The sequence below is a fragment of the Sphingobacterium sp. GW821-FHT03E03 genome, assembly GCF_059420745.1.
In genome coordinates this window covers 21,922-43,643 of sequence record NZ_JBWKUH010000014.1, presented here as the reverse complement: position 1 = coordinate 43,643, position 21,722 = coordinate 21,922, and the positions used below count along the sequence as shown (strand labels likewise).

At 35.6% G+C, this 21,722-nt stretch carries 26 protein-coding genes; 20 read left to right on the top strand and 6 right to left on the bottom strand.

Going from position 1 to position 21,722, the window contains the following annotated elements:
* Window positions 1-309 precede the first annotated feature (309 nt).
* Window positions 310-696, top strand: coding sequence for a helix-turn-helix domain-containing protein (locus tag AC07UV_RS15945; RefSeq protein ID WP_495184463.1), 387 nt, complete (start codon window positions 310-312; stop codon window positions 694-696).
* A gap of 69 nt (window positions 697-765) precedes the next feature.
* On the opposite strand, the gene AC07UV_RS15940 is transcribed toward AC07UV_RS15945, so the two are convergent.
* A complete protein-coding gene (locus AC07UV_RS15940; protein ID WP_282253072.1) occupies window positions 766-945 on the bottom strand; it encodes a hypothetical protein in 180 nt (59 codons plus the stop codon).
* Between the two features lie 379 nt (window positions 946-1,324).
* Between AC07UV_RS15940 and AC07UV_RS15935 the strand changes: the two genes are divergently transcribed.
* The 4 genes from AC07UV_RS15935 (at window position 1,325) to AC07UV_RS15920 (ending at window position 3,356) form a co-directional block, all read left to right on the top strand.
* On the top strand, window positions 1,325-2,080 hold the full coding sequence (locus AC07UV_RS15935) for an SDR family oxidoreductase (RefSeq protein ID WP_495184462.1): 756 nt from the start codon (window positions 1,325-1,327) through the stop codon (window positions 2,078-2,080).
* Window positions 2,081-2,172: 92 nt separating this feature from the next.
* On the top strand, window positions 2,173-2,529 hold the full coding sequence (locus tag AC07UV_RS15930; RefSeq protein ID WP_495184461.1) for a DoxX family protein: 357 nt from the start codon (window positions 2,173-2,175) through the stop codon (window positions 2,527-2,529).
* Window positions 2,526-2,963 carry a hypothetical protein gene (locus AC07UV_RS15925; RefSeq protein ID WP_495184460.1) on the top strand — a complete coding sequence of 146 codons (438 nt, stop codon included), beginning with the start codon at window positions 2,526-2,528 and terminating at the stop codon, window positions 2,961-2,963. Before AC07UV_RS15930 ends, AC07UV_RS15925 begins: the two co-directional genes overlap by 4 nt.
* A gap of 78 nt (window positions 2,964-3,041) precedes the next feature.
* Window positions 3,042-3,356, top strand: coding sequence for a hypothetical protein (locus AC07UV_RS15920; RefSeq protein WP_495184459.1), 315 nt, complete (start codon window positions 3,042-3,044; stop codon window positions 3,354-3,356).
* Window positions 3,357-3,752: 396 nt separating this feature from the next.
* Here the strand turns inward: AC07UV_RS15920 and AC07UV_RS15915 are convergent, their stop codons facing one another.
* On the bottom strand, window positions 3,753-5,219 hold the full coding sequence (locus tag AC07UV_RS15915) for a S41 family peptidase (RefSeq protein ID WP_495184458.1): 1,467 nt from the start codon (window positions 5,217-5,219) through the stop codon (window positions 3,753-3,755).
* A 590-nt stretch (window positions 5,220-5,809) separates the two neighbouring features.
* Window positions 5,810-6,568, bottom strand: a complete 759-nt coding sequence (locus tag AC07UV_RS15910) for a type 1 glutamine amidotransferase domain-containing protein (protein ID WP_495184457.1) — start codon at window positions 6,566-6,568, stop codon at window positions 5,810-5,812.
* Window positions 6,569-6,923: 355 nt separating this feature from the next.
* Here AC07UV_RS15910 and AC07UV_RS15905 point away from each other — a divergent pair, with 355 nt between their 5' ends.
* The 9 genes from AC07UV_RS15905 (at window position 6,924) to AC07UV_RS15865 (ending at window position 13,400) form a co-directional block, all read left to right on the top strand.
* On the top strand, window positions 6,924-7,094 hold the full coding sequence (locus tag AC07UV_RS15905; protein ID WP_282253079.1) for a hypothetical protein: 171 nt from the start codon (window positions 6,924-6,926) through the stop codon (window positions 7,092-7,094).
* A 30-nt stretch (window positions 7,095-7,124) separates the two neighbouring features.
* The gene (locus AC07UV_RS15900) at window positions 7,125-7,310 is read left to right on the top strand and encodes a hypothetical protein (RefSeq protein WP_282253080.1); all 186 of its coding nucleotides are present in this window, start codon (window positions 7,125-7,127) and stop codon (window positions 7,308-7,310) included.
* A 130-nt stretch (window positions 7,311-7,440) separates the two neighbouring features.
* The gene (locus tag AC07UV_RS15895; RefSeq protein WP_282253081.1) at window positions 7,441-8,427 is read left to right on the top strand and encodes a PDDEXK nuclease domain-containing protein; all 987 of its coding nucleotides are present in this window, start codon (window positions 7,441-7,443) and stop codon (window positions 8,425-8,427) included.
* A 301-nt stretch (window positions 8,428-8,728) separates the two neighbouring features.
* Window positions 8,729-9,055 (top strand): hypothetical protein, encoded by a 327-nt coding sequence (locus AC07UV_RS15890; RefSeq protein ID WP_495184456.1) that lies wholly within the window; start codon window positions 8,729-8,731, stop codon window positions 9,053-9,055.
* 308 nt (window positions 9,056-9,363) lie between these two features.
* Window positions 9,364-10,143, top strand: coding sequence for a hypothetical protein (locus AC07UV_RS15885; RefSeq protein WP_495184455.1), 780 nt, complete (start codon window positions 9,364-9,366; stop codon window positions 10,141-10,143).
* Window positions 10,144-10,813: 670 nt separating this feature from the next.
* The gene (locus tag AC07UV_RS15880) at window positions 10,814-11,206 is read left to right on the top strand and encodes a hypothetical protein (protein WP_495184454.1); all 393 of its coding nucleotides are present in this window, start codon (window positions 10,814-10,816) and stop codon (window positions 11,204-11,206) included.
* A 349-nt stretch (window positions 11,207-11,555) separates the two neighbouring features.
* Complete coding sequence (locus tag AC07UV_RS15875) at window positions 11,556-11,942, top strand: nuclear transport factor 2 family protein (protein ID WP_495184453.1); 387 nt, start codon at window positions 11,556-11,558, stop codon at window positions 11,940-11,942.
* A 381-nt stretch (window positions 11,943-12,323) separates the two neighbouring features.
* Window positions 12,324-13,085, top strand: a complete 762-nt coding sequence (gene ybiA / locus AC07UV_RS15870; RefSeq protein WP_495184452.1) for a riboflavin biosynthesis intermediates N-glycosidase — start codon at window positions 12,324-12,326, stop codon at window positions 13,083-13,085.
* A gap of 48 nt (window positions 13,086-13,133) precedes the next feature.
* Window positions 13,134-13,400, top strand: coding sequence for a hypothetical protein (locus tag AC07UV_RS15865; RefSeq protein ID WP_495184451.1), 267 nt, complete (start codon window positions 13,134-13,136; stop codon window positions 13,398-13,400).
* Between the two features lie 111 nt (window positions 13,401-13,511).
* On the opposite strand, the gene AC07UV_RS15860 is transcribed toward AC07UV_RS15865, so the two are convergent.
* Entirely contained in the window at window positions 13,512-13,970 is a 459-nt protein-coding gene (locus AC07UV_RS15860) for a macro domain-containing protein (RefSeq protein WP_495184450.1), read from the bottom strand.
* A gap of 314 nt (window positions 13,971-14,284) precedes the next feature.
* On the opposite strand from AC07UV_RS15860, the gene AC07UV_RS15855 reads away from it, so the two are divergent.
* On the top strand, window positions 14,285-14,731 hold the full coding sequence (locus tag AC07UV_RS15855; RefSeq protein WP_495184449.1) for a nuclear transport factor 2 family protein: 447 nt from the start codon (window positions 14,285-14,287) through the stop codon (window positions 14,729-14,731).
* A gap of 1,301 nt (window positions 14,732-16,032) precedes the next feature.
* On the opposite strand, the gene AC07UV_RS15850 is transcribed toward AC07UV_RS15855, so the two are convergent.
* Entirely contained in the window at window positions 16,033-16,605 is a 573-nt protein-coding gene (locus AC07UV_RS15850; RefSeq protein ID WP_282253098.1) for a hypothetical protein, read from the bottom strand.
* A gap of 157 nt (window positions 16,606-16,762) precedes the next feature.
* Here AC07UV_RS15850 and AC07UV_RS15845 point away from each other — a divergent pair, with 157 nt between their 5' ends.
* A complete protein-coding gene (locus AC07UV_RS15845; protein WP_495184448.1) occupies window positions 16,763-17,209 on the top strand; it encodes a nuclear transport factor 2 family protein in 447 nt (148 codons plus the stop codon).
* A gap of 133 nt (window positions 17,210-17,342) precedes the next feature.
* Here the strand turns inward: AC07UV_RS15845 and AC07UV_RS15840 are convergent, their stop codons facing one another.
* Window positions 17,343-17,678, bottom strand: a complete 336-nt coding sequence (locus AC07UV_RS15840) for a hypothetical protein (RefSeq protein WP_495184447.1) — start codon at window positions 17,676-17,678, stop codon at window positions 17,343-17,345.
* A gap of 1,202 nt (window positions 17,679-18,880) precedes the next feature.
* Between AC07UV_RS15840 and AC07UV_RS15835 the strand changes: the two genes are divergently transcribed.
* From AC07UV_RS15835 to AC07UV_RS15820, 4 genes are all read left to right on the top strand, one after another.
* Window positions 18,881-20,059, top strand: a complete 1,179-nt coding sequence (locus AC07UV_RS15835; RefSeq protein ID WP_495184446.1) for a putative Ig domain-containing protein — start codon at window positions 18,881-18,883, stop codon at window positions 20,057-20,059.
* 157 nt (window positions 20,060-20,216) lie between these two features.
* Window positions 20,217-20,663, top strand: a complete 447-nt coding sequence (locus tag AC07UV_RS15830; protein WP_495184445.1) for a nuclear transport factor 2 family protein — start codon at window positions 20,217-20,219, stop codon at window positions 20,661-20,663.
* Between the two features lie 251 nt (window positions 20,664-20,914).
* Window positions 20,915-21,451, top strand: a complete 537-nt coding sequence (locus AC07UV_RS15825; RefSeq protein WP_495184444.1) for a DUF2975 domain-containing protein — start codon at window positions 20,915-20,917, stop codon at window positions 21,449-21,451.
* Between the two features lies 1 nt (window position 21,452).
* Window positions 21,453-21,659, top strand: a complete 207-nt coding sequence (locus AC07UV_RS15820) for a helix-turn-helix domain-containing protein (protein WP_495184443.1) — start codon at window positions 21,453-21,455, stop codon at window positions 21,657-21,659.
* Window positions 21,660-21,722: the final 63 nt, after the last annotated feature.

Here is a 21,722-nt window from a genome sequence, read left to right as displayed (position 1 = left end):
GTAGATTAATATTCTCAATATTATATAATACTTAAGAAGAGAAATTAATAATTTTTATTCCTAAGACGTGTCAAGTGTAAGAAGCTAGGTTTCGTTCGGAAAGTAATTATTCAAACGTCGGTCAATTATATAAAGATATAAAAAAGACCGTTGTAGAAATCTTTCATTTTACAGCTTACTAACAAGACCTTGGCCACTATGTTGTATTAAAATTTCAATAATGGATTACATTTTTTTGTAAATTGTTGTCATTATGGGTGGCGTAGGTTTTAATTTTTTAATATTATTTAGTACATCTTAGAAAATCAGATGCAAGAAAACAAAAATGAAATCCTCAAACGAGGTACAGAAATTACCCAAAGATATTTTGAGTTTTTGAACCAACATATTGATGACGTTGTGTCGGGTAGAGTCATAGAATTTATGGAAATTAACGAGATCGCGAGCGCATTGTTTCTTTCGCATACCCATTTAACCGATACAATACAAAAAGAAACAGGAAATCATCCTTGTTATTATTATGATTTAAAAATTATAGATAGGGCAAAGGAGCTACTTTCATCATCCGCTACCCCTATAGCGGAGATTGCACGTATACTGACTTACGATCCTTCTAATTTTTCCAAGTTCTTTAAAAAGTTTGCAGGGAAAACCCCTGGACAATACCGCAAGAATCTAAAAAACAAAGAGGCATAAAGACTAAGCATAAAATTTAATAACTCGTTGCTATTAAAGTACCCTGTCCTATCGTTGAACTAAATATTGCTAGTTCAAGTCATTTGCACTATTTCTTACATGCTCTCTTAACCACGTTATAATTGTTCGCCTATCGAGAATATTATATTTTTCCATTGCTTCTTCGAGGAATAGTTCCCCTTTTACGATAGAAAGAACAATAAGTTCTTTATACTCTTTGGAATAGCGGTTAGCAGAATTCTTTTTCATAATTTTTAGTTATAGTGTTAAATAATCAGTTAAGCCTTCATATCAAATTGTAAGAAGACGGAAGTTTGAAAAATTCCGGGAAGTATCACATACCTACTACAAACTTGAAAAGTATTTTTTAAGAATTGAAAAAACTTACCCCCCAAGAACTACCCTCTAAGCTAATTAATCATTTAATATTTGGTTATTTAAGACTATATATTAAAAAAATGTAGTGTACTAATGATCGTAAAGAGTGAAGGATGATTCACAAGGAATAACGGAGGGAGCAAAAGTTAAAATCAGCGACAATTGAAATTCCGAAAAGCTCACCATAAAATCTACAAATGGGATGAACATCTTTGTACTAACAATTTTAAAACATTAAATAACGAGAAAAATGGCAAGAAACGATTTAAATGGAAAAGTAGTTTTAATTGCGGGTGGCGCAAAAAACTTAGGGGGCTTATTAAGCCGGGATTTTGCTTCAAAAGGAGCAAAAATTGTTGTTCATTACAATAGTGAAAGCACAAAAGCGGACGCCGAAAAGACTTTGGCAGATATCAATAACGCAGGCGGTGAAGCATTTTTATTCCAGGCCGATCTGACTGATGTCAAGAATATCGTAAAGCTATTTGATGCCGCAATCGAGCGGTTTGGAGGAGTTGATATCGCTATTAATACAGTTGGAAAGGTTTTGAAAAAACCATTTGCCGAAACGACAGAGGAGGAATACGATAGTATGAGTAACATTAATTCCAAAGTGGCCTACTTTTTCATACAGGAGGCGGGCAAGAGATTAAATGATAATGGAAAGATCAACACAATCGTAACCTCCTTGCTTGCGGCATTTACTGGATATTATTCAACCTATGCCGGAGCCAAAGCACCAGTAGAGCACTTTACACGAGCAGCATCCAAAGAGTTTGGCGCCAGAGGTATTTCGGTTACAGCAGTTGCGCCGGGACCAATGGACACCCCATTTTTCTATGGTCAAGAAACAGATGATGCGGTAGCTTATCACAAATCAGCTTCAGCATTGGGTGGACTAACAGATATTAAAGATATCGCGCCACTTGTGGAGTTTTTGGTAACTGATGGTTGGTGGGTGACAGGGCAGACTATTTTCGCAAATGGAGGTTACACCACACGATAATAGAAGATATAGCGGCAAGTAATTTAGTTATTTGCCGCTTTGTTAATAGAAAGATAAAATTGTTTTTGCTTTAATACTAAATAGTGGGATATATGATTCTGAAAATTATCAATTCAATTTTAATCCTTGTTGCCATATTTATGGGATTGAAACAAGGGTATGCCATGTTTTCAGGCAAAGCTGAAATGATGGAAATGTTTGGTAAATGGGGCTTTACCAGAACAGGGCTAACAGTCAATGGCATAATCACCATACTCGGATCCGTACTGATTTTATTTCCCAAAACATTTATGTGGGGCAATTTTATCATGGCTGCTGGGATTTTGTTGATTATTTGTTTCCATCTGTTAGATAAAGATATAAAAGGAATAATGATAGAAGTCCCATTTCTATTGTTAAATCTGATTATAATCTATTTGCAGCATCCTTTAAAATCCGTGTCATTATGAAATTAAAACATTTTATGACCATTGGAGCTGTAATATCAACATTATCTGCATGTGGACAAAAACAGGATAGCACAACCCCATCATTATTAATTCATAAAAACGAACAGAAAATGGATTTATCAAAACTAACAAATACACAGGTGAAGCAAGCTATTGAATCCTGGCAACAGGGTGATAGGGAGTTTTTTATTTCTTTCTTTACCGCCGATCCGACATTGACGGACGACGGTAACCCGCGTGATTTTTCAAATTTTGTAAAAATTGCCTGTGGTCATGAGTGGTTTACAAGCATAGACAAAGTTGAGAACAATGGGCTGGATATCTATGGAAAGTTTCATACTGAAAGCTGGGGGGATTTTAAGACATATTTTAAGTTCCATTTATCTAAAGAAGGTAAATTTGATGGCTTGGACATTGGACAGGCGAAGTATTAATAAATGTAGAATTAGTGCCGGGGAAAATTCTTTTTATAAAAGTTTCTGCCTTATTGAAATGAAAAAAATAAACTGATTATGCACCACAGTTTGCTACTTATCCTCGGCTTATTGTTCGCCGTATTTTTACTGGTGATGGCCATCAATATGGAAAAGATAGCTTTTACAGTGGATATGGATCTCAATGCCGGACAACCATTGCAACGACTAATAAATTATATTGATACAACATTGGACGTAGGCAATTATGGAGATCCGATTGCGTATAAGGCCACTTATTTAAAGAACCATCAAATTTTTATAATTCATGTTAACCATTTCTTTGTTTCTTATTTAACCTATTTTTTAATTCGTCGACAAACGGAACGTGCCCAGACAGAATTTTTATTGTAATAAAAATATATAAATGTTGTAAGGCTGCGTAGTGAGATGTGACTTTTTTACGTCAAAAGGGCCTGATTCTCATCAGACCCTTTCTCTTAGCGTTTATTTGTACAGTAATTTTTATGTTTCTTATCGTTTCCTCTTTTTTGTTTCGTCATCCAACGTACTTTGAATACTATTGGATTTTCACTGTACGACGCCAATTTTTATGTTGGTCCTTTCTTTCGAAAGGTAGCTTGTAGCCGTTTTGTATAATAAGAACAACAGCCGATTTGAAATAGTTTTATAAAAAATATCTTTTTTCAAATCAATTGTTGAACGGATTTTTCTCGTTTATATATTCCTTATTATACAACAAGTAGTTCTGATTCCAAGTGGATTATCTAATATCTCAGACATAGACCATCATTTTAAATTTTCCACGACAAATCCAACCCAATCTTTTTGGGGTATTGAAGGGTCGAGGTAGTGATCTGGCTGTAGGCCCACATTGTCTATTGCCATTTCTGGGATCCGGTAGCTTTTCGACCTGCAGTACCACAGCTGAAATTCACCACTTGGCGAATTTACATGGTGCATATTTGATATATCCAGAGCACCATAGGTGCTTTTCCCATAAAGTTTGACCTTGGCACTCTGTTTTGCCTCGAGCAGAAACTGTTCGGTAGTACTACCACAATATTCGTTTATCAATATGGCTACCTTTTGCGGAAACGGAAGAATTCGATCCATGCTATCAATAGAGATAATATTTTCTTTAACCCGAACGTATTTGCCAAGGTTTAAGTTCAGCTTGTCATAGATATCTTTAAATTCTTTCCTTGACTTTTCATCATATAAGGTATCCTTAGAGAGCGCCAACAATGCAGCGTTGTTCAACTCTGTGGAAAGCAATTCCAAACCTACCGTTCTAATGGGATTAGTATATAGGTAGGGAATCAATGAAGAATATGCATCATCAGATCCCCCTCCGTTGTTCCTTAGGTCAATGATCAGATTTGGCGCGCGAATAATTTTTTCATGGTTTACACGCAGAACGCTGTCGATGGACCTTTTATTAGACATATCGAAACTTGGTATACGGACATATACTGTCTTGTCTGAAATTTGTTCAAAGTAAGGACCACGGGAATATAAATAGTTTATATAACTTTTGACTAGAGGTGTATCTTTAAATGATTTGGACTTACGTACAAAAAAAGCCATACCATTGATATGGATCATATTGTTTCCGATAAATTCCACGGATACATTCTCTCTCGCGTTAAAATTTCTCATCCAGATTGTAGCTCGATAGTTTTCTCCATTCTTATATAGCTTGAATTTTACCTGACCCTTATTCCAAGGGGTCTCTGGAGCATCCAGCACAATACCTGTATAGCCACTATCGGTAGGAACTATACCAACTTTGTAAGGGGCGCTTTCCCATATGCCAATGGGTGAGGGCTCGCTTTCCTTATCAATTAGACGATTGAGCTCTTTTTCCTTTAAGGTTAATCTTTCATGCTTTCTGATTTTATTTTCATCTGGTTCAACGATTTGTACGGGTTCAGGTTCCTTTTTTAGATCAACAATTCCAAGATGTCCCTTCCTAAAGAATTTAAACCATTTATAAATCAAATTTATACAGTCAGCTTTGTTCTTGGCTGCTTTAGCCATTTTCATTATTTCATCTGTGTGAAGGTCGTAGGCTTGTTGTCCTTTTTCCTTCAATATGTACTCAAATCCAGCGTCGTTTTTTTCGAAAGTGTTCTTGATCCATGTAAATTCAGCATGGCAATCGCATTGAGATCCGCCTCGTACCTTATTAATAGAGAGCAAAAAGGAATTGCACAGAATAAACCAAAATAAGAAGTTTTTAATGACTTTCATAATGACTATAAATATTAGGTTATTGGATGTAAATTTTTATTTCGTTTCAATAATACACGATGTCCAATAGTCGATCCATTTTGGTAACATGCTGATTTTAAGTAGTGAAATACAATGGATTGATACGGGAACTGTTCGGAAGCGGACATAATTGTTCGATAATGATCAGTAATAAAGGGATTCCACTCTTTGGATCGTTTGGTCAGATGTGAGAAACTAGTTGATCGCGAGCGTAGAGCACCGACATCCTTGAGGAGTCAACAGATTATAGGTTTGCTAAAGTAACTTTGAAATTTGAGAATTTTACCAAGGCTACCTGGTTAACTTGCGGCGTTTGGGCAATGAATGGAAGGTATCCAAATCGATCAATTCGTTTAAAAAATCTTAATAACTAGTGGTCTGCCAAACTAAGTTATAGGCAGACTACTAGTGAATTAAATATTTATTATAGCCACCTCGGGAGATCTGGCTTTTTTACGTCAAAGGGCCTAATGATGATCACTTACTTTCTCTTCACATTTTCTTGTACAGCAATTGTTGGATAGCCCTAGGGTTTTCAAAAGCCAATGTTATTATCTTGGGGGGACACCTTATTCACCTAATACCTTGACGATGGCCAAGCCTACAGCCTTGGCTGATTGCGGATTTTGGCCAGTGATCAATCTGCTGTCAACGGTAACATGCGACTGCCAAGGTTCGGATTTTTCATAAATCCCACCCATTGCCTTTAGCCTATCTTCCAGTAAAAAGGGGACTACATTGCTGAGCTTTACAAGCTCTTCCTCTTCATTGCTAAAGCCGTTGACTTTTTTTCCTTTTATCAAATATTCACCGGTGCTCAGTTTGATGTTGGTTAAGCCAGCAGGTCCATGACATACAGCTGCAACAACGCCATTTGCCTCGTATATCTTGCTGGCAATCTTGGCGATTTCCGAGTCGAAGGGCAGATCCCACATCGTACCATGTCCTCCGGCGTAGAAGATGGCTTTATATTCTTCAGGTTTTACCTGAGAAGGTTTGAGTGAATGAGTGATTTTATTGTGGTAGTATTTATCCTCCCAGAATTTTTTGTTAACGGGATCATTCAGGTCTAATCCATCCACAGGCGGATTCCCGCCCTGTGGGCTAAGGAAATCAATCTCATATCCAGCCGCTGTTAAGACCTCCCAGGGATGTGAGACTTCACCCAGATAATAACCTGTTTTTTCGCCTGTATTGCCTTTTGTATCGTGGCTAGTAACTACAAATAAAACTTTTGGTTTTCTATTTGTTGCATAGGAATGCATCACCACTAGGGTTAATAAAGCTGAAAATATTCCTATTTGTCTAAAGAGTTGTTTAGCTTTCATATCGTTTTGATTTTCTTTTTGTTGGAACAAATTTCCTGATTTCGTATGGTAATTTGCTGTGACCTACATCACAAAATTAAAATTCGCCTCCCCATTCCTGCTATCCGCCGAGTTTTCCTGTCCGTTGGTCTAAAGCCCATAGGCTAGGGGCGTATTGTGTCGTAGTTTTGAGTCAACAAATAAGAACAGATAAAAAAACTAACACAATAAAATAAAGACATTATGAACCATCATGAGTGTATTCAAAAGACACTCATGATAGCTTTATCATCAAATAAAAAACAAATAATTTCGATAAAAAACTCTAGTAAAAACATTCGCAGCAGCAGCTTTAATCGCAGTATCCACTTTTGCTATGGCCGCTGAAGGACCGGGTTCAAAATCAGCAAAAGCAAACGTTAACCTTTCCACAGCAGACTTTGCCCTTGGGCATTATGTTGCGGTCACTACCGAAGGTGAATCGGCAGGGGTGGAGCAGTTATTTGCCGAAGATTTCAACCGAAAGATCCAAGCTTCCAATAGGTAAAATCACAGCCGTAGCGCCGTAGTTAAACTATTGAAAAAGCAAAAAGGAGAGAAACTGAACTATGAGGTAAGCACAGACATCTTAGAAGAATCAGCTGCCTATATGGTAGCGAAAGTGACAATGAAATTTGAGAACTTCACCAAGACTGACCTGGTTACTTTGGAGCGTGTGGGAAGTGACTGGAAAATATCTAAATCAATCAATTCGTATAAATAGGAGCCATCTTAAATAAATATATGTTATGACACCACATCGATTGATGTGGTGTTTTTTCTGATAATAAGATTTTCTTTTGATTGCTAATTTTTTTTAGATTTTCATATATTTGAGAAATAAACCTTTATACATGGAGCAGCGTTTTGTAGAAATTATTCAGCTTATTAAAGAATCTCAATCTAAAGCTATTAAGGCGGTAAATACCGAGTTAATGAATTTATATTGGCGTATTGGAAAGTATATTAGCGCGAGGATTGAAACTTCCGAATGGGGACAGTCGGTCGTCAAAGAATTGGCTTTTTTCATTAAGCAGCACGAACCTGAATTGAAAGGTTTTTCAGATAAGAATCTTTGGCGAATGAAACAGTTTTACGAAACTTATCGCAGCAGTGAAAGACTCTCGGCATTGACGAGAGAGTTGAGTTGGACAAATAATGTTTTAATTTTTAGTCGTACCAAGACAGTTGAAGAAAAGGAATTTTATTTGAAGCTAACTATCGAGGAAAAATATAGTTCCCGGGAGTTGGAGCGACAGATTAATAGCTCCGTCTTTGAACGCACAATGATTGGAAATGTAAAACTCTCGTCACTGCCGAGAGAATTTGAAGTCGACATTAATAAAGCGTTTAAAGATAGCTACGTTTTTGACTTTTTAAATTTACCAGAATCCTATAATGAAGGAGATCTTCAAAAAGGGCTGCTTCGTCAGATGAAAGATTTTATTCTTGAGCTAGGGCGAGACTTCCTATTTATTGACCAAGAATATAAAGTACAAGTGGGAAACTCTGACTTTTATATCGATCTACTTTTTTTTCATAGAGGATTACAGTGCTTAGTGGCATTTGAATTAAAAGTAGATAAATTTAAGCCTGAGCATCTTGGTCAATTGAATTTTTATCTAGAGGCTCTTGATCGAGACGTTAAGCGATCCAATGAGAACGCGAGTATTGGTGTTCTATTATGTAAAGATAAAGATAGTGAGGTGGTTGAGTATGCTTTGAGCCGTAGTCTTTCACCAACGGTGGTGGCGGAATATAAAACACAATTACCGGATAAAAAGCTACTTCAACAAAAGTTACACGAATTATTTGAACAGGCTGATAATAGTGATATTTAGATTGTTATTTGCATACTATATATCTTCGGTGCAATCACCTCCCCATTCCTGCTATTCGCCGAGTTTTCCTGTCCGTTAGTCTAAAGCCCATAGGCTAGGGACTGATTGTGTCGTAGTTTTGAGTCAACAAATAAGAACAGATAAAAAAACTAATACAATAAAGACATTATGAACCATCATGAGTGTATTCAAAAGGCACTCATGATAGCTTTATCAGCAAATAAAAAACAAATAATTTCGATAAAAAACTCTAGTAAAAACATTCGCAGCAGCAGCCTTAATCGCAATCTCTACATTCGCTATGGCCGCAGAAGGTCCAGGTTCAAAATCAGCAAAAGCAACCGTTAACCTTTCCACAGCAGACTTTGCATTAGACCACTATGTTGCGGTCACAACCGAGGGAGAGTCGGCAGGGATCGAGCAGCTATTTGCAGCTGATTTTAGCCAGAAGATCCAAGCTTCCAACGCACAAACCCATAGTCGTAGCGCGTTGATCAAATCTTTGAAAAAACAAAAAGGCGAAAGCTTGAATTGTACAGTAACTACCGATATCATCGAAGAGTCTGCAGACTATATGGTGGCCAAGGTGACGATGAAATTTGAAGACTTTACCAAAAAACTGATCTAGTGACTTTTGTTCGTGAAGGCAATGTGTGGAAAGTATCCAAATCGATCAATTCTTATAAATAGTACCTTATCACCAGTGGTTTGCCAGTCATAAAAAGGCAAACCACTAGTGAATCATATGTTTATTTAAGGCCATGTCGTGAGATGTGGCTTTTTTGTTGTCAATTAATTCTGAAAATTAAGTTTTTTGTATAATTTTAGCTAGTATGGGGCGTAAATGTCAATTGACTGATTGCTGTCTTTATAAAAAATATCTGGTGTATTATTAAAAAATTAAGATAACCTAAAATTGATCTTAAATACTATTGTATGTGGTTTAAACATATCATTATTGGATACTGGATTTTGTCTGTTTTATTTTTAACCGCTGTAAACGGCCAAAGTATACACACAAGATTATCTCGCGACGGTGACCTTGTTTTTAACAAAAAGAATCTCGTTGATCACGTAGAAATTGAATCTATTCTCTATGGTCTTTCAGGAAATACTGAAACCAGAAAAGAGGTTCATTATTTCAATGAACAACAGAAAGCTATTAGGGGTCAGAGCTATTTTGTGGAACGCGGCTATCGCGGATCATATCAGAATGAGTTTAGAGATGATACTTTGCTGGTGAAAAAAAATGTATTTAACAATGGCCCCTATAATCAGAATGATAAGTCTGTTATAGCATATCACTATGATCGAAATAACTTTTTGATTAAACAGATCAAAACAGAAGGTGCGACAGATATTTATAAAGAAATAGAGTACTTAAATGATGAGAAAGGCAACCCGATCAAATTAGTAATAGATGGAGGGAAATATGGCTATGAAGCAGCATCGTATGATTATCCAAATAACATCCTCCATACATCAATAAAAAATACTCAGAATGAGATAATAAGCACCTCAAAAGGTCTTATCGACTATACCGTTAAAAATGCGAAATACAAGTATAACGAATATGGTGATGTTGTGGATGAGGATGACTATAAATTTAGCTATAAATACGATGATAAAGCTAATTGGATAAAACGAACAAGAAAGAATAAACAACGAAATAAAACCGATCAGGTCGTTACGCGTAAAATAATTTATCGGTTATAAATTTTAGATGTTATGAATGTTTTAGAAACAATTAAATTTTTGGAAAATCCAGAGCGAATGCTATGACCACTGGATTTGTGACAAATTTTGAAATTAGAAACGATTCTTTGCGGATTTGGGACCTTGAAAGAAAAGGTTGGCATACCTATTTAATAAAGAATGTAACAAAAGATAGTTTGGTCCTCTTTGATCTAAATATGCAATATGACCTCACTTATTTCTATTATAAAAATAGTGAGGTCATATTGCCAGTTATCAGGTTAATCAGGATATTGGAAAAGATATTTTTCTTGGTTTTAATCATTTGGATATAAATTTATTGAAGTCCGAATATATTGGTGGAGGCACTGGTGCATCTGGACATTACGCGATATCTTTTGTTAAAAACGGTGAAATAATCAAAAGAGTGATTGACCATCAGAATACAGCACCGGATGAACCTTTACAAGGTTATATAGCTATGATTAGCAAATTAAGGCAATCAAAGGGGTAAAATATAAGTGTTAATAACAATGTGTCAAGGTTGGTGAGCGAGGAGTATCGTTTTTTCTATCAAAAAATGGGGATAAAATAGATTACTAATTTCTGCTGACAAGGGAGTTGATTTCATGGGACTCAAGGTCGCTAAGACCGGAAACCCAGAAAATATGTTTATAAAAAAAAGTTATAAATGGAAGAGGTTAATCTAAAAGCGAGAATAAAAAGGAATATGTTAGATATCCTGTCCGGAAAATCATTTAGAGACGAAACTAGTGAAATAATTCAACATCTAAATAAAAGCGATGCAAATGCATTCGTTGGCATTCAAAGAGAAGATGGAATCTATACAATTATTGGCGCCGAAAAGATTTATTATATGACGCCTTTAATGACTAAAGGCGATATTCCGATCGGTGAATTTCTAAGTATTTTAACAAAAAATGTAATGACGCTCGGCAAAACTTCAACCTATGAGTTTGTCAAAATTAACGAAAACAGTGCCGTTTGGGTTATGAACGCCGAAACGATGAATGCTTTATGGAATACGATACTTTTGCTGGATAGCGTGCATAAATCATGCTGAAATCTCCTGCTTCTGGTTTTGCAGATCCTATAATTTTATCATTTGAATAGATGTTAGCAGTTGGATGTCTAGTTTTTTCACCTCCCCATTTCTACCATTCACCGAGTTTCCCAGATCGTTGGTCTAAAGCCCATAGGCTAGGGACTGATTGTGTTGTAGTTTTGAGTCAATAAATAAGAACAGATAGAAAAACTAACACAATAAAATAAAGACATTATGAACCATCATGAGTGTATTCAAAAGGCACTTATGATAGCTTTATCATCAAATAAAAAACAAATAATTTCGATAAAAAAATCTAGTAAAAACATTCGCAGCAGCAGCCCTAATCGCAGTATCTACTTTCGCTATGGCAGCTGAAACATCAGTAAGTAAATCGGAGAAAGCAAGCGTTAACCTTTCTACAGAAGATTTTGCACTTGAACACTATGGTGCGGTAACAATCGAAGGCGAGTCAGCAGGAGTGGAGCAATTGTTTGTCGAAGATTTCAGCCAAAAAGTTCAGGCTTCAAATGCAACTACCAATAACCGTGACGAGCTGGTTAAACTCTTTAAAAAACAAAAAGGGGAGAAACTAAACTGTACAGTAAAAACTGACATCATCGAAGAGTCGGCAGATTATATGGTCGCCAAAGTAACCCTAAAATTTGAGAACTTCACCAAGACTGATCTGGTGACCTTGGTACGTGAAGGTAATCACTGGAAAGTATCCAGTTCAGTCAACTCCTATAAATAGTCTCTAATAACTAGTGGTCAGCTCGATTACAAAAGTTGACCACTAGTGAATCATATGTTTATTTAAGGCCACGTCGGGAGATGTGGCTTTTATTTTTTTCGTATTATTGTGAGTTGATAGCCATGCCTATGGAAATGAGAGTATATAAATAATTAAAATGAAAAAAAATCAAATGCTATGGGTTGTTATAAAGTGTTGTTTGTTTTTATTTTCCCTTTATACTCTTGTAAACCTTTTTACAGGTGAAATTAAGTTTTCTGAAATTCCATTGTATGTACTAAGTCTCGTAATACGACTTTTTGTAAGTTTTTTTATGATCTCAATTATATATTTTATAATTGTTAAAGTATTCCGAATTAAATAGATTTTTAGTTGAGTAATATGGCACAATACGATATCAAATGGCTAACAGATAGATTTGAGAATGGAGATACTTCCAAATTTATATTCTTTTGGGGACATACAAATAAGCAAAATCAAGAGGTTGGGAAATTTGTGTTTAGTCAATGGTATGAAAGCCCGTTTACGGTTAATAATATAACCTATAAGACTGCCGAACATTGGATGATGGCCCAAAAAGCATTACTTTTCGACGATATAAAGAACTTTGAGAAAATCATAAACTGCAATAGACCGGGAGAAGCTAAAGAATTGGGAAGACAAGTTGAAGGTTATGACGATCAGATTTGGAACGAACGAAAGTTTGAGATCGTTAGGAACGGAAATATACACAAGTTTAATCAACATCCAGCGCTAGCAGAATATCTATTAAAAACAGAACATAGAGTTCTTGTTGAAGCAAGTCCCGTTGACGCCATATGGGGTATTGGACTGTCACAGGATGACGTTGATATTCAGAATATATATTGTTGGCGAGGTCAAAATTTATTGGGTTTTGCACTTATGGAAGCACGGGATTTTATACGTCAAATCGGACATTTTGAGCCTCTTAACAATGCCCTACATCCCCCCTGGTCTAAGTTTCCGAGTAAAGATGCTATGGATATGTTTTGGAGAATGGGTACAGGGGAAGAATATATCATCGAATTCTCTAAGTATTATGGTGATTTGAATGAGCGAGAAAAGACAATTTATCAATTAACCAACCCTCAACCATATCAATGGGAAGGTTTTTATTCCTGACGAGTTTAAGTACATTTCGAAAGATTTTTTATTAAAATACAATAAAAGATGTCCCAGTATTTAGATCTATATTATACCTCAGTTTCTGATTTTGTCTATCAGACCTTTTATTCAGATAATCACCTGCTTGAATATCTGGAGGGGCATGCTGATTGTGGTGATGGTAAGATGATTGTAGGTATTAAGGTAAAGGGTACAGAACCGTCAGACACCAAGGTTATTACCATCTTTAAAAAAATGAAAGATTATTTTAACGCCTATTTTGGATGTATTACTTCGGAAAAAGCTCCTCAACCCATTTACAAGCCTCTGTAAAGGTTTCAATTCCTAAATTGTTGAATATCCTGGAAATTATTCCATTATTGCTCGATATTTCAAAATCAATTACTTTCATCCTTTATCTCGATTTTATTGGCCATTGCATTTTTAGCTGTGGTTTTTGTAATTTTCTACAACGATAAGGTCAATGTCCGCATAGTCTTTACCAAGTCGGTCAATTATAGATTTTACATCTTCCCAATTCAAATCTCCTAAGCCAGCACCTATTTTAGGCAGCGCTATTTTATTGATGTTATTTTGTCGGGCATACATAAGCATCTTGAGAAGGGAATCTTCAATTGCTTTAAGTTCAGCTTTGGTTTTCCAGGTTTTTTGGGTGCCTAAATTGAAAACAGTGCCTTCACCATAGTTATAAGTGAAAACATCGCCAAGGTTAAAACTCCCATCTTTACAACGCTTTTTATATTCCAGATACATTTGACCATATTTTTCCCTGAATTGTAAAGCGATACCTTTTCCCATTGCTCCTGCACAATTACAACCGTGCGCATAATTTTTTACATCTGGCAAATTGAATATATTTCCAAATTCTATATATGTAACCATTCTATTTTATTTTAAAAGCTATTTAAAATCGGTTTTTCAGTCCTAATTTATTGCAGATTATTTTAATACCGTTATCCCAACTGCAATTTAATGCTATGTTTGTATACAGCGATAAAAATAGCTGAAAATTACTCTTGTTTCTCATGTAGAGGCAAAAAAAATGCTTATTTGCTTTTAAACTCCCCATTCCCGCCATTCACCGAGTTTTCGTGTCCATTGGTCTAAAGCCCGTAGGCTAGGGGCGTATTGTGTTGTAGTTTTGAGTCAACAAATAAGAACAGACAAAAAAACTAACACAATAAAGTAAAGACATTATGAAAGCATTAGTAAAAACATTCGCAGCAACAGCCTTAATCGCAATCTCTACATTCGCTATGGCCGCAGAAGGTCCAGGTTCAAAATCAGCAAAAGCAAACGTTAACCTTTCCACAGCAGACTTTGCTCTTGAACATTATGTTACGGTCACAACCGAAGGAGAATCAGCAGGAGTAGAGCAATTATTTGCTGAAGATTTCGGCCAAATAGTTCAAGCTTCCAATGCACAAAGCCATAGCCGTAGCGCGTTGATCAAATCTTTGAAAAAACAAAGATGCGAGAAGCTAAACTGTACGGTAAGCACTGATATCCTCGAAGAATCCGCCGACTATATAGTTGCTAAAGTAACCTTGAAATTTGAAAATTTCACCAAGACAGATCTTGTGACTTTGGTACGTGAAGGTAATGATTGGAAAGTGTCTAAATCGATCAATTCGTATAAATAAATACCAACAGCCAGTGGTCTGCCATAGTATTCGGAGGCAGACCACTAGTGAATCATATGTTTATTAAGGCCAGGTCGAGAGATGTGGCTTTTTTACGTCAAAAGGGTCTGATTCTCATCAGACCCTTTCTCTTAGCGTTTATTTGTACAGTAATTTTTATGTTTCCTATCGTTTCCTCTTTTTTGTTTCGTCATCCAATGTGTTTTGAATACTATTGGATTTTTACTGTACGACGCCAATTTTTATGTTGAACCTTTCTCTCGAAAGGTAGCTAGTAGCCGCTTTGTATTGTAAGAACAACTGGCGATTTAAAATAGTTTTATCGAAGTAAATTATATTTGATAACTTGAGTTGACTTATTCTATAGCGCACGTTAGATGTATGAATTAGAGAGTAAATTAATAATATGAAAAAAAATACAACACTATGGATTATTATAAAGTATTCTTCAATACTAGTTGCTTTTTATATAGTTTTGGACCTTATTAGTGGGGAAATTAAGTTTTCTGAAATTCCGCTACATATACTTAATCTTATCATACGCCTTTTTGTTACTGTATTTATTTGCTATATTTTATTTTATATGGTTGTCAAATTATTTCGGCTTAAATAATGGAAAAATAGAAAGCTCCAAAAATCTGAGAGAATTTATTAAATGAACTCGATGCAGATCAAGCTTCAGATAAGAAAACAACAAATTTTATAACAAATATTGACAGCAAATGATTTGGGGATCTATAGTTGTAAACAGAATTGGTAAGGCTACACATTTCATTTTTAAAAATTTATACTCTATTGTGGTGTATAGAAAGGTAATTTCATGGAAGGAAGTGACTAAACCGGCTTCAGAAGATTTTTTTGATGTAATTCCTCTTGAAATATTTTATAATATTTTGGGTGGAGCTGTCTTGGTCGCTTTGCTTATTTTTTTGGAACAGTACTTATAAAAGACAAGAAGTCCTAATATTCATAATCGTTTCATCAGTTACTGAACAATTTTGAAGAAAACACCATTTTGTAGTGCCCCCAAAAAGTTAGACACTTTTTGGGGGCATTTTTATGAATTCGCGGCAGCAGCCCTGATTATAGTTCTAACTTCGCTATGGCAAGTATTAAAACAATATCAAAATCTGAAAAAGCAAATGTTAAGCTTTCCACTGAAGACTTTGCCCTGGAGCATCTCGTCATACGACTTTTTGTTTGCATTTTTATTGCCTTTATTGTCCATTTTATTATCGTTAAACTAATTCGATTTAAATAGATTTTAAGTTACAATATAGGCAGAATACGATATCAAATTGCTAATAGATGCTCTTTAAAAATGGTTGTTTTCTCAATTGCTGTTCGTATTGTTCTTTGCTTATAAATGGCCATAGTTCATAATCTCCAGAACGCTTAAATTCTTCAAACTGCTCTTTCCGCTCATTTAGTTTTACATTATAATGTTGTCCCAAACTCAGGGCAGTAAATAACAAGTCTTTAAATGAAAACCGTAATAGCGGATTTATATGATCAAAATAAGGCCACTCGTACTCAAAATCTGAATTTAGAAATAAAATAAATCGAGCAATGTCTTTCAGTTCTTTATCAGAAAACTGGTATTTGCCAGAAAGTTTATGATTTTCTAAGTCGCTATATAAACACCAGCTTAATTCGAGCATTGGTCTTATGATAGGATCATCAAATTTGGCTTGTTTTGAAGAATAATAATGTTCAGGAAGATAACCAAAGGAAACATTATCTAATATCTCCTCTTCAAACTCATCATTGCTAATAAGCCCGATGGTTAAATGTCTTAAATGGTACGCAAGTACCTTTCTGCGTGCTAAGTCAACCATATCAGAACGTTTTCTTAAAGATAAGCAAATATTCATTTGTTAAGATGTTAAGCAAACTTCACCTTCCCATTCCCACCATTCACCGAGTTTTCCTGTCCGTTGCTCTAAAGCCTGTATGCTAGGTGCGTATTGTGTTGTAGTTTTGAGTCAACAAATAAGAACAACAGAACTAACACAATAAAATAAAGATATTATGAACTCATTAGTAAAAACATTCACAGCAGCAGCCTTAATCGCAGTATCCACTTTCGCTATGGCAACTGAAGGCCTTGGTTCAAAATCAGCAAAAGTAAACGTTAACCTTTCTACAGCAGATTTTGCCCTTGAGCATTATGTTGCGGTAACAACCGAGGGAGAGGCAGCAGGTGTAGAACAATTGTTTGCCGAAGATTTCAGCCAAAAAGTTCAATCGGCAAATGCACAAAGCCATAGCCGTAGCGCATTGATCAAATCTTTGAAAAAACAAAAAGGTGAAAAGCTGAACTGTACAGTGACCACCGATATTCTTGAGGAATCAGCAGATTACATGGTTGCCAAAGTAACTTTAAAATTTGAAGACTTTACCAAGACTGATCTTGTGACTTTGGTCCGTGAGGGGAATAGCTGGAAAGTATCCAGTTCGGTCAACTCCTATAAATAAGTATCCAATAATTAGTTGTCAGCTCGGTCATATCTGAAGCTGACAACTAGTGAATCAGATGTTTATTAAGGCTACGTCGTGAGATGTGGCTTTTTTATAGTTTATGTTTTTTTATTTAAGTCGTTATCTTATCCTAAATAATTTTGTCAGGGATTTGATTTAATTGTGAAACTAAATAATTAATGGGGGCGGTCAATTCAGATTGGTTACAAATGTATTGCTCAATAACGCCATAGATTTCAAATGTTGATATATTAAAGCCATCTTCGATGTCATTATAATAAATTATTTGATTTCCAAATAAAGCAACAACCCAAAAACCGCCACCTTCATCTCCAAATGATTTTTCTTGCCACTTATGAGGAATTACTTTGATGAGATTCCAAAGGTTTAAAGCTTTAGAGTCCATTTTTTGTTCTGCCTCTAAAATAAGAAGTTCTATTTTGTCAATTGATATCGGTGTCCACATGCTCAAAAATAATGAAATTTTAAAGAGAATTATCTGAAATAGGTGTTCTTGTGCCAGGCGGGAGCAAAGTCGCAACGGGCCGGCATATTACCCATCTTTTTGAGATGCGACTTTTTCTTTTTTGAAATTCCGCTAAGACTTTTCGCTTGTTTTATTTTATCGATAACATCACCTTTCTTTTCCTTCGGGAACTTTTAGATGAAGGCTAAGTTTGTATAAGAATTAAAAACAACAGCATGATGGAAAATCAAATACAAGCAAAAAAAGGCTATCAAAATTTGCAGAGCAAATAAAACTCAGTTTTAAATCTGACGGGTTAATTAAATATTGTAATAATTATCTATATTAGAAGCTAGTCTATAATAACAAGCAATAATTATAGAAACAATCTAAATTTTATTTTATGTGGAGTTTAATCTTATACTTTTTATTCGGTATTGGTCAGCCTGCCAATAAACAGGTAACATCCGATAACATCACCGTTCATTCAGAAACTAGTGATACTGATGATGGAGATGGCGGTGATAAAGGAAACGTTAGACCTCCAAACCCGTAAAAATTAAGAATAAAACAACTAACTATGTGGAGCTTAATTTTATATTTTTTGTTTGGAATTAGTCAGCCTGCTAATACTGAACATTCGGAAATTCTGACAATTCAAACTTCGAGCTATGGAGACGGCGGAGATACGAGTACTCCTCGTCCTCCAATTCCACCTCGTCCAACAAAATCTTAAAAGATATGTGGAGTTTAATTTTGTATTTTTTATTACGGAATTGTGCGCTACCACTACTTTAAAAAAAATCTGGATAACTTAACAAAATTTCTATTGTCGACTACTTTGACAATGGGAATTTTGTCAAGTCACGAGTCAGTAAATGATCAATATGGATTTTTCTTCTTCTTCAAAGGGGTAGAAGGTCGATCTTAAGCAGAGATGTTATGAATTTTTCGAAAGTAATGAGTGTTATTACAAGGTATATCATTGATGTATTTGTTGATAGTGAACTAAATGGATAAAAGCAGTGTGCAAATTTTGCACCTTAGTGGTTCGGATAAACCTGTCAAGTAATCGCTAAAACCGTTGGAAGGAAGACGTTAATGTAAGAATAATAGAGGAGCATTTCAATTTGAAAGATTCGACAGCTGTGTCTATATTTAAGTAAGGCAGCACAAAAGGGTATATTAAACTAGTGAAACATATGATTAAAATAATCCTAACGCTTATTCACTTTCTTATATTGGTTGGCTGTAAATCGTCTATTGAATCGACTGACTATTTTGGGCAGGCCCCTCCTGATTCTATCCCTATAGTTTTTGCTCCAGGCATTGTTTCAGTGCAAGGCCGTTTAGAGCATGGTATTTCATTTACACCTGATACCCGAGAATTAGCATTTGGGGTACTCAACAAGGACGACTTCAGTGGGAAAATATTCTATGCTAAAAAGATTGATAAAAAATGGACTGAGCCTATGATTTTTGAACCATTAAAAAGTGAATGTGCCTATCTTCCTTATTTTTCGCCCAATGGTAAATCCCTGCTTTATACTCAAAATAAAGCTAGTAGGGACAACTTTCATACTGATATTTGGGTAATTGAGAAGGTTAATGATAAGTGGGGGGATCCAAAAATGCTACAAGCTCCGGTAAACTCGACAAGTAGGGAAGCCAATGCCTGTATGACATCTGATGGTACCATCTATTTTTCTTCTAACAGAAATTGTGCTGGAAAAGATAACTGCCACACCGCGGATTTGTTCTATTCAAAACTAAATGATGATAGGTATCAAAGTGTCGATATTATTCCTGAATTTGTCTCTTCGAATGATGAGGAAAGTGTATTCATTTCGCCAAAGGAGGATTATATCATTTTTTGTAGATATACAGACAATGAAAGCGGGGTGGACTTGTATATCAGTTATCGTGACATCAACAATCACTGGGTTGAACCTCAGCGAATCGATTCAACAATAAGTTCAAAAGATTGGGACAGAAGACCATCTGTGAGTATTGATAATAAGTTCCTATTTTTTACCCGACTGCAAATTGGAGAAAAAGGAATAAACGAATCAGATATCTATTGGGTCAATACGTCAAAACTTTTTAAGCCGTTTGTTTATAATGCTCTTTCTGATATAACGGTTCGAATAGGAGAGAAATTCGAGATATCCGTCCCTAAAGATTATTTTAAAGATATCGACGGTAGGCAATTGACCTACAGCGTTAACCACAACCAGTTTGACTGGCTAAATTTTAATAGTGAGCAAATGAAATTATCAGGGCGCCCAACCGTGGCTGGAGACTTAGAGCTGACTTTCACAGCAAGTGATAAGCATTCAAATAAGACAGACCATAAGGTTGTAGTAACCGTAAAAAAATAAGTATTGCTTTAGGGCTTTTGATTAACCTCCCCATTCCCGCCATTCACCGAGTTTTCCTATCCGTTAGTCTAAAGCCCATAGGCTAGAAGCGTATTGTGTCGTAGTTTTGAGTCAACGAATAAGAATAACAGAACTAACACAATAAAATAAAGACATTATGAAAACGCTAGTAAAAACATTCGCAGCAGCAGCTTTAATCGCAGTATCCACATTCGCTATGGCAGCTGAAGGACCAGGCACAAAAGCAACAAATGCAAACGTTAACCTTTCTACAGCAGACTTCGCCCTTAACCACTATGTCGTGGTAACGACCGAAGGCGAGTCAGCAGGAGTAGAGCAACTATTTGCCGAAGATTTCAGCCAAAAGATTCAATCTTCCAAAGCTCAGTCACATAGTCGCGATGCGGTAATCAAATCCTTGAAAAAACAAAAAGGGGAGAAACTAAACTGTGTGGTAAGCACCGATATCATCGAGGAATCAGCGGAATACATGGTTGCCAAAGTAACTTTGAAATTTGAAGACTTTACTAAGACAGATCTGGTGACTTTGGTTCGTGACGGCGACAGCTGGAAAGTATCCGAGTCGATCAATTCGTACAAATAAGCAGGTCGTTTAAAATAAAAATATATGTTGGAGAGCCATATCGGAAGATATGGCTTTTTTAATGTCAAAATAGCATGATGTTAATCAGACTCTTTATCTAACCTTTTGCTTATACAGTAGGTTTTACTTAGGTCCTCTCGATACATAATACTTGATAAGGCGTCTTGATTTTTTTTGTAATAAATAATAAATATTTAGTGATAATCGCTAAATATTTATTATTATTGCATTAAATATAAAACTTATCAATTATGAAAAAAATGGACAACATCGTTTTTAAAGGATTATTCGTAGTCGCCTGGATCATATTTGTTGGATTATCTATTGAAGCAGGAGCCATTATTGTTAATTTCGTTTTCAGTATTTTCAAACCGGAACTGGTTGGAAGACTCTATCAAAAACTTGATCTGTCGGCTATGTACAGGCAGAGCCAAATGTCTTTTTACACAATCTATTCTTTTATCATTGTCATTGCAGTATTGAAAGCACATTTATTTTATCTGGTGGTCGAAATGATGCACAAATTGGATCTGAATAAACCCTTCAATAATTTAGTTTCCAAACAGATTACAAAGATCAGTTATTTAACATTTTCAATTGGGCTGTTGAGTTATGTTGCACAAGAAACCGTGGGTAGAATTCTAAGGAAAGGCTACGAAGGCGGAAGCTTAAATCAATTCTGGACCGATAGCCAAGCATTTATTTTAATGGCTGCGGTAATCTATGTGATATCTGTTATTTTTAGCAGAGGAATTGAATTACAAAACGAAAATGATTTAACCGTATAAGATGCCGATAATTGTAAATTTAGATGTCATGATGGCTAAGAGAAAAATGTCATTGAACGAACTATCAGAGAAAGTTGATCTTTCACTTTCAAATCTTTCAATATTAAAAACTGGAAAAGCCAAAGCAATAAGGTTTAGCACATTGGAAGCAATCTGTAAAGTATTAGAATGCCGGCCGGGAGACATCTTGGAATTTGTAGAGGGTTGAGGAATGAAAGAGGGATTCTAAAAAGAAGACTTCCTAAAGTAGTTAATCATCAAATAACAAAAG

Excerpts from the sequence above, each read along its gene's own strand:
- AC07UV_RS15885 (WP_495184455.1), top strand. The coding sequence starts at position 9,364 with ATGTGGTTTAAACATATCATTATTGGATACTGGATTTTGTCTGTTTTA.
- AC07UV_RS15930 (WP_495184461.1), top strand. The coding sequence starts at position 2,173 with ATGATTCTGAAAATTATCAATTCAATTTTAATCCTTGTTGCCATATTT.
- AC07UV_RS15850 (WP_282253098.1), bottom strand. The coding sequence starts at position 16,605 with ATGAATATTTGCTTATCTTTAAGAAAACGTTCTGATATGGTTGACTTA.
- ybiA (WP_495184452.1), top strand. The coding sequence starts at position 12,324 with ATGGCACAATACGATATCAAATGGCTAACAGATAGATTTGAGAATGGA.
- AC07UV_RS15905 (WP_282253079.1), top strand. The coding sequence starts at position 6,924 with ATGGCCGCTGAAGGACCGGGTTCAAAATCAGCAAAAGCAAACGTTAAC.
- AC07UV_RS15820 (WP_495184443.1), top strand. The coding sequence starts at position 21,453 with ATGCCGATAATTGTAAATTTAGATGTCATGATGGCTAAGAGAAAAATG.
- AC07UV_RS15880 (WP_495184454.1), top strand. The coding sequence starts at position 10,814 with ATGGAAGAGGTTAATCTAAAAGCGAGAATAAAAAGGAATATGTTAGAT.
- AC07UV_RS15855 (WP_495184449.1), top strand. The coding sequence starts at position 14,285 with ATGAAAGCATTAGTAAAAACATTCGCAGCAACAGCCTTAATCGCAATC.
- AC07UV_RS15935 (WP_495184462.1), top strand. The coding sequence starts at position 1,325 with ATGGCAAGAAACGATTTAAATGGAAAAGTAGTTTTAATTGCGGGTGGC.
- AC07UV_RS15860 (WP_495184450.1), bottom strand. The coding sequence starts at position 13,970 with ATGGTTACATATATAGAATTTGGAAATATATTCAATTTGCCAGATGTA.
- AC07UV_RS15945 (WP_495184463.1), top strand. The coding sequence starts at position 310 with ATGCAAGAAAACAAAAATGAAATCCTCAAACGAGGTACAGAAATTACC.
- AC07UV_RS15915 (WP_495184458.1), bottom strand. The coding sequence starts at position 5,219 with ATGAAAGTCATTAAAAACTTCTTATTTTGGTTTATTCTGTGCAATTCC.
- AC07UV_RS15940 (WP_282253072.1), bottom strand. The coding sequence starts at position 945 with ATGAAAAAGAATTCTGCTAACCGCTATTCCAAAGAGTATAAAGAACTT.
- AC07UV_RS15840 (WP_495184447.1), bottom strand. The coding sequence starts at position 17,678 with ATGTGGACACCGATATCAATTGACAAAATAGAACTTCTTATTTTAGAG.
- AC07UV_RS15825 (WP_495184444.1), top strand. The coding sequence starts at position 20,915 with ATGAAAAAAATGGACAACATCGTTTTTAAAGGATTATTCGTAGTCGCC.
- AC07UV_RS15890 (WP_495184456.1), top strand. The coding sequence starts at position 8,729 with ATGGCCGCAGAAGGTCCAGGTTCAAAATCAGCAAAAGCAACCGTTAAC.
- AC07UV_RS15845 (WP_495184448.1), top strand. The coding sequence starts at position 16,763 with ATGAACTCATTAGTAAAAACATTCACAGCAGCAGCCTTAATCGCAGTA.
- AC07UV_RS15865 (WP_495184451.1), top strand. The coding sequence starts at position 13,134 with ATGTCCCAGTATTTAGATCTATATTATACCTCAGTTTCTGATTTTGTC.
- AC07UV_RS15895 (WP_282253081.1), top strand. The coding sequence starts at position 7,441 with ATGGAGCAGCGTTTTGTAGAAATTATTCAGCTTATTAAAGAATCTCAA.
- AC07UV_RS15920 (WP_495184459.1), top strand. The coding sequence starts at position 3,042 with ATGCACCACAGTTTGCTACTTATCCTCGGCTTATTGTTCGCCGTATTT.
- AC07UV_RS15835 (WP_495184446.1), top strand. The coding sequence starts at position 18,881 with ATGATTAAAATAATCCTAACGCTTATTCACTTTCTTATATTGGTTGGC.
- AC07UV_RS15830 (WP_495184445.1), top strand. The coding sequence starts at position 20,217 with ATGAAAACGCTAGTAAAAACATTCGCAGCAGCAGCTTTAATCGCAGTA.
- AC07UV_RS15910 (WP_495184457.1), bottom strand. The coding sequence starts at position 6,568 with ATGAAAGCTAAACAACTCTTTAGACAAATAGGAATATTTTCAGCTTTA.
- AC07UV_RS15875 (WP_495184453.1), top strand. The coding sequence starts at position 11,556 with ATGGCAGCTGAAACATCAGTAAGTAAATCGGAGAAAGCAAGCGTTAAC.
- AC07UV_RS15925 (WP_495184460.1), top strand. The coding sequence starts at position 2,526 with ATGAAATTAAAACATTTTATGACCATTGGAGCTGTAATATCAACATTA.